We start from the raw sequence: 6,153 nt of genomic DNA on the forward strand, positions 1-6,153 counted from the left end.
ATCATCTTCTACAAAACGATCTGGATTTGCTTTCGAGCACAAGCTTTACCATGTGTGCCGGATTGGATGAGGCAGGGAGGGGTGCTTTGGCGGGACCGGTTGTAGTTGCTGCTGTTGTATTAGATTATCATGTCGATTTGCCTGCATTAAACGATTCTAAAAAGCTTACAGCAAGGCAAAGGAAGAAGCTTTACTCAGAGATAGTGTCTTCTGCCATCTGTTATTCAATTGCCGCTATTCCTGCAAAAACGATAGATAGAGTAAACATCCTGCAAGCTACGTTACTGGGCTTCAAAAAAGCTTTTTTTAAGCTTGAACCCAAAGCACAATATGCGCTGGTAGATGGTAAAGATATTCCTTCCACAATACCAGGCAGGGCAGTTATTAAGGGCGATTCTAGGCAAGCATGTATCGCCGCTGCTTCAGTTTTAGCCAAAGTTTATCGTGATAGATTGATGATTGAGATGGACAAGCTATACCCAGAATACAGTTTTGCGCAACACAAGGGTTATGGTACTAAAGCTCATTATGAAGCTCTTAACAGTTTTGGAGCCTGCAAAGAGCATCGGAAAACTTTCAGATTGCACTAACAACAGTTTCAGTTAATACTGCTGCACATGGCTCAGAAACCCTTTCGTAAATTGAATATGAACTAGTCTAAAAGCTTTATCTTATTGGGTATACGCATGTATTCGCTCTTTATTGAGAGGTGTTCCACTCTTTCTTTGGCCAATCAACTGCCTTGAAATCTACTATCCCGACATTATGGTTACCCGTTGACCACCAACCGCTTCAAGCTATTCTTAGCTAAGGATACCCTTGAGATTATCCTGTATGTTAGGGATAACAACCGCTTAATGCATAGCTAGTATTATGTTGAAGACGTGGGGTTAAAGAGTGGGCTGCATGAATGTATTTAACCATTGTACAAGGTCTTATATACTGGAAGTATTGCACATGGGCTATAGATTGAGGGATTCATGGGTCTGTACGAGTTCTGAAATATGCTCAAGACCGTTTAAAAAAAAGGGGTATGGGGGCAAGATCGAACCACCCTTGTTGTATGCTATCGAGGGAATCTATTTATTGCGCAACAAGCATTCAGCGCATAAATGCCAACTGCACCAATGGTGATAAATATCCAGCAACCCTTGTTGATAAATCGCTTTGCTGTTGGCAAGTTTGATTTGTGAGGCACTTAGATAGCGCTCCATAAATCTGGTTATATAGTTTGCCTGTAAAGGTTTAAAGTTGCGATAAGCATCCATCACCGCTGCATCAACGCCCTCTATTCTACGATGCCAAAGGCAAAGAACGGGTAAGAAGATATTTAGATAAATATTATCTTGGATGCTTTTGCCAAGAGTCATCATCTCATTGCCAATGGGATTCTTATGTGCAACAAAGGATTTACGGAACGATTTGTATATTGCAGAATTAGTATGGCAATTACTCATAAAACTTCGGAATAATCCCTTTTCTAGCGTGTTGTGGATTATTGAGCTTATATAAATAATGCGTTTAATTGGGTGGTTTTGAGGTCGTATTCTAAACAATTGCCAGTCTATATCGAATCTCTTGGCAGTATAAGCTTGTTTTTCCCAGGTATCGTGAATAATTAATTGCTGTTCCAAAGAAAGTGCCTTACTTGCTTTTTCCAATAATCCTGAAGCCATTAGATAAATTGAGCATAAATCCTGTACGCTTAAGCCTTCTTGTAGAAAACCCTTAAGTAAGGATAGCGGTAGAGATTGGGCAAGTTGAAGCGTATTTAGCTTATTTTTACTATATCCCAAAGCTTCAAACATGCCTTCATAGAAGATCTGATCGAAACTACTAAGGGAAAGGGCAGTGTTGAAACGCTTTATTTTGCTTTCAAAACGGCGAATACCTGCTCTGTGAAGTATGGCAGCAAGTCTATCATTATCGATTGCTGAAAGGAGATCACAATAAACAGCTGGGCTTGAAGGTATCTTTTGATTGATTGTTAATTTGAGGATATCATCACTCAATTGATGTTCAAGAGTTAGAATTTCAACTGCGTTCCCGTTTTCTAAAATAGTGTAGCTGTATGTCGAGTTATGTTTTAGCACTACGTGCAGTATAACTTGATTGTAAAACAAATCTTCGTGGTGGTTATGGGCTTGCCAATCGGAGGTTTTAAGATGAATTTCAATGTCGCCACGTTGCTGTTTGCCATCAATCTCTATCACGGCATTCTTAAAATCCGGACCACGCCCGGTATTATACTGTCCTTGATATAAAATCTTAAGCAATTTACCGCTATTGCACTTAGGGTGCGTAATAAGATGCCCTTCGTCCCAAATATGATATAAAAATCTTTCTTCCATTACCAGATATGAATTGCTAAAGTATTATATAAGTGGTTCATACATGCTTGCATTAGAAATAACGTTGCAAAAATCTCATGCGCTCACGGGCGGAAGCTGAATTGGCATAGGTATGGGGAGTATACTTTATTGGGTTAGAAAGAATTGCAATCATCCGCATGGATTGTGTAGTGTTTAACTTTGCTGCGCTTTTGCTGTAGTAGGCTCTAGAAGCTGTTTCTATTCCATATACACCCTTACCCCATTCTACATAGTTAAAATAGAGCTCTAACATGCGTCTTTTACTCATGGTTAGTTCCATGATAAGTGTAACCTGAACTTCCAGATATTTCCTAAAATAGTTTCGATGAGTAGTTAAAAATATTGTTCTAGCAAGCTGATTGCTTATTGTTGAAGCGCCAAAACGAACTTCATGTGCTTTTTTATTTCGCTTATAAGCTTCTTTAATCATATTCCATTCGAAGCCAAAATGCTTGTAATAATTACCATCTTCAAGAGCGATTAGCATATCGTGAGTGCGTTGGGGAATTTTCTCCAGCTTGATATATTCGCGTTTATAAATGGGGTGGCCGCGAAATATATAGCGTTCTATCATGAGTGGTGTTACAGGTGGATTTATGAAGTTGAAAAGAATCGACAAAGCGGCAATTATCCCCCAAAACCATAGATGTATTTTAAAAAAGAGACGAAGTATCTTAGATAAGATACTTCGTTTATGCTTTTTGACCTTAGCCATTTATTCCTTTAAAAATTAGTTCTCCTGCTTGTTTGCTTTGTTTACAAAGGCTGCCAAACGAGCTTTGCGCCTGCTTGCAGTACGCTTGTGGATAACACCCTTTTTGGCGGCTTTATCGAGTTGGGCATAAAGCTTATCAAGCTGTTCCATGCGATTTTCTGGATTAACTTGCAGTTCTTTGGTTAGGGTTCTAATTGTGCGTTTAACGTAATTGTTGCGAGCAGCTCTTTTCTTGTCCGTTCCCATACGTTTTTGGGGAGATTTGTGTTGTGGCATCGGTACCTCTTCTCTTTAGTTAGTATTTTTTGTCACAATGTTTAAAGCCCATTTGCTGTCAACTAGAATTTTATCTTGAAAGGGCTTCTGCAAGCGTAACTATTTGTTTGTCAATGCTGTAAGAATCTATATTGCCATTACAGCGCAAGCCTAAGGGGAGTGAATCCACCCAATTTGCTGCATTAGATATCTGATTGTATGAGAACACCTTTGCACCATCAATTTGGGAAAGAATATCTACAACAGCTCCTTCTGGCGGAGAGAAGCACAGTATGGGAGTACGGGAAGCAAGATATTCAAACAGCTTTGTGGTCAGCATGCCCCTATTGCCCTCATAATCGTTTACCAAAAGAATCAATAAATCGGCATCTACCATTTCTTGTATAGCTTGTTCGTGGCTAACGTATCCCTTTAAAACTGGGGTATTGATGCAGCTTTGCCGTAGTTCTTGCACTTCGGCGGAACTCAGCTGAGTTCCAATCATGCTAAGTTGGAATTCGCGGTTAACAGCCTTACATAGATCAGTTATTAAACTGGGCTTTTGTCCGGCAGTAAACTGTCCAACATACTTAATGCGGAAAGAGTTTGATGAAATGTATTTAGTATCTTCAAAATCATGGGGGTCAAATCCATTGAGCAATACAAGTTTATTTCCCTCAGGAAGTGAATCTGCGATTTCTTTAGATACGATAAGCACATAATCTGCACGGCTTAATACTTTTTTTTCTAAATACTTATGTATGTTTTGCACAATGGGCAAAGGTGGGTTCAGCTTTAAATAGTGAATATCAGTCCATGGATCTCTAAAATCGGCAAACCATCGTATCTTTGTTTTAGATTGTAGCCTCATGCCAATTAAATGACTGCTGTGAGGGGGACCAGTTGTAATGAGAGTAGAATATGGCTTTGTTTTTAATTCGGATAATGCAGCCCGATATGCTGCAGGATTCCAGAATACGCGTAAATCTGGCACAATGAGATTTATTCTTAACCAGATGAACAGTTTGGTGAGCAAGCTTTTTTTGGGGGGAATTCTGCCGTAAGGGATAGTACTTTTTTTACCGAAAATCTTTTGCCAAATCCGATGCCATTGTGGAGCTTTTACGCGGATAACTTGCACTTGAGGAGGTATTTTTTGGCAAAGAGCTTCATCAATAAACGGATAATCTCCATGTTCAGAGCACAATACAGTAACCTGGTAACCGAATCTTACTAAGTGAGGAATAAACCTTAGCCAGCGTTGAACTGGAGCTCCACCACAAGGCGGAAAATAGTAGCTAATTAAAAGGATGCGCATTATCCCAAGATTATTCTTGCTAATTCGAACCAAGTATTCTTCTTTTTATAATTCCTAATTGATTTTTGCATTGCGATCAACATTTCTTTGCCGTAGAATTGGATCACGGCAGCGGCAAGAGCGGGAGGATTACTTGGCGGTACCAATAAACCAGTTTCTCCTGCTTCAACATACTCGCTAATTCCACCAATATCAGAGGCAATGACGGGAGTATCGTAACTGTATGAAGTGGAAATTACGCCGCTTTGGGTTGCACTTTTATATGGTAACACACAAAGGTCAGATTGTCTGAAAAAATTGGCAACCTCTTTATCGCTAATATAGCGAAAATGAGTTTCCACATTAGCCCCAATATCCAAATCCTTTATTTTTTCTTCATAAACAGCCTGGTCTTTGTATACTGTTCCGGCAATCACAAGGCGAATATCTGGAATGGCGACTCTGATAATGGGCATGGCATCTAAAAGCACATCTAAACCCTTATACTCCTTTATCATACCAAAGAAAAGTATGCGTGGGAGAGCATTAGTTTTTGTATTATCACCACTATGAGTATCATAAATAGGATGAAATCCCAAGATTGCTTTGCGTACAATTCTACTGGGTAGATTGCGCTTGAGCTCTAACAGACAAGACTTGCTAAGTACCACAATCTCGTCTGCTTTGGAAAATACATATCGCAAGAGGCTTCGGGAGGCAAACCACTCTTCATGGGGCATAATATTGTGTGCCAGAATTACTTTTCGCCCTTGTTTTATTTTTCTAAGAATTCTACCGTATGCAGGAGCAAAGAAAGGTAGCCACCAAGAAACAATTATAATATCTGGCATATACTCGTTGATCGCCCGAGCAGTTTTATCCCAAGTGTACGGAAGATAAGGCGTAAGAATGCGCTTATTAAGATGTATGCTTTCTATGTTATCCTCTTGTTTACCGGCAGGGAATAGAAGCGCAGGGTATTGACGGTGAAAATTGAAAAAACATATCTCGTGTCCTTGCCTATACATCTCGTTGGCTAAATGCGATGCGAAAAGCGAAATTCCTCCTCTAAAAGGTGGGGCAGGCCCTAAAAATGCAATCTTCATCAATTACTCCGTAGGTTGAGATTGAGAAAAGAAGCGTCTTACCAATTCGGGATCGTCATATTTGCCAAACAGAGTCATCAGCTTAAGCCGTACTTTAATGCCTTTTAGATCGCCAGCAAGGATTGCGCCCATATCGCTAAGATGCTTTCCTCCCCCATCATAGCCGTATTCTGGTAAGACTCTACCGGTTAGTGTGCGAGATGCAATAACTACCAGTATGTTCTTTGCTATCGCACGTTTGATAGGTTCCAACACTTCCTTAGGTAAGTTACCTCGACCAAAAGCCTCAATCACAATGGCTCGCGCCCTGTTATCGATGCTGCAATCTATATATTTATTGTCCATTCCACACACTGCTTTTATTAGATCAACTCGAGTGTCTAGAACCTCTGTCCACACATTTTCGCG

The 6,153-nt window shown here is 40.0% G+C and carries 7 protein-coding genes; 1 reads left to right on the plus strand and 6 read right to left on the minus strand.

Annotation, left to right across the window (positions count from 1 at the left end; all coding sequences use genetic code 11):
- A partial coding sequence (locus LHW48_10925; protein ID MCB5260959.1) for a ribonuclease HII occupies window positions 1-590 on the plus strand: 590 nt, incomplete at its 5' end.
- Window positions 591-1,079: 489 nt separating this feature from the next.
- Here LHW48_10925 and LHW48_10930 read toward each other — a convergent pair.
- The 6 genes from LHW48_10930 to LHW48_10955 form a co-directional block, all read right to left on the minus strand.
- On the minus strand, window positions 1,080-2,351 hold the full coding sequence (locus LHW48_10930) for a DUF2851 family protein (protein MCB5260960.1): 1,272 nt from the start codon (window positions 2,349-2,351) through the stop codon (window positions 1,080-1,082).
- Between the two features lie 52 nt (window positions 2,352-2,403).
- The gene (gene mtgA / locus LHW48_10935) at window positions 2,404-3,087 is read right to left on the minus strand and encodes a monofunctional biosynthetic peptidoglycan transglycosylase (protein ID MCB5260961.1); all 684 of its coding nucleotides are present in this window, start codon (window positions 3,085-3,087) and stop codon (window positions 2,404-2,406) included.
- Between the two features lie 15 nt (window positions 3,088-3,102).
- Window positions 3,103-3,363 carry a 30S ribosomal protein S20 gene (gene rpsT / locus LHW48_10940; GenBank protein ID MCB5260962.1) on the minus strand — a complete coding sequence of 87 codons (261 nt, stop codon included), beginning with the start codon at window positions 3,361-3,363 and terminating at the stop codon, window positions 3,103-3,105.
- Between the two features lie 70 nt (window positions 3,364-3,433).
- Window positions 3,434-4,693, minus strand: coding sequence for a glycosyl transferase (locus LHW48_10945; protein ID MCB5260963.1), 1,260 nt, complete (start codon window positions 4,691-4,693; stop codon window positions 3,434-3,436).
- Window positions 4,660-5,745 (minus strand): glycosyltransferase family 4 protein, encoded by a 1,086-nt coding sequence (locus LHW48_10950; GenBank protein ID MCB5260964.1) that lies wholly within the window; start codon window positions 5,743-5,745, stop codon window positions 4,660-4,662. Before LHW48_10950 ends, LHW48_10945 begins: the two co-directional genes overlap by 34 nt.
- 3 nt (window positions 5,746-5,748) lie before the next feature.
- Window positions 5,749-6,153, minus strand: a 405-nt coding sequence (locus LHW48_10955) for an asparaginase (GenBank protein MCB5260965.1), incomplete at its 5' end; no start/stop codon positions are given.

This window comes from Candidatus Cloacimonadota bacterium (genome assembly GCA_020532355.1).
Lineage (GTDB): Bacteria > Cloacimonadota > Cloacimonadia > Cloacimonadales > Cloacimonadaceae > UBA5456.

Excerpts from the sequence above, each read along its gene's own strand:
- LHW48_10930 (MCB5260960.1), bottom strand. The coding sequence starts at position 2,351 with ATGGAAGAAAGATTTTTATATCATATTTGGGACGAAGGGCATCTTATT.
- mtgA (MCB5260961.1), bottom strand. The coding sequence starts at position 3,087 with ATGGCTAAGGTCAAAAAGCATAAACGAAGTATCTTATCTAAGATACTT.
- rpsT (MCB5260962.1), bottom strand. The coding sequence starts at position 3,363 with ATGCCACAACACAAATCTCCCCAAAAACGTATGGGAACGGACAAGAAA.
- LHW48_10950 (MCB5260964.1), bottom strand. The coding sequence starts at position 5,745 with ATGAAGATTGCATTTTTAGGGCCTGCCCCACCTTTTAGAGGAGGAATT.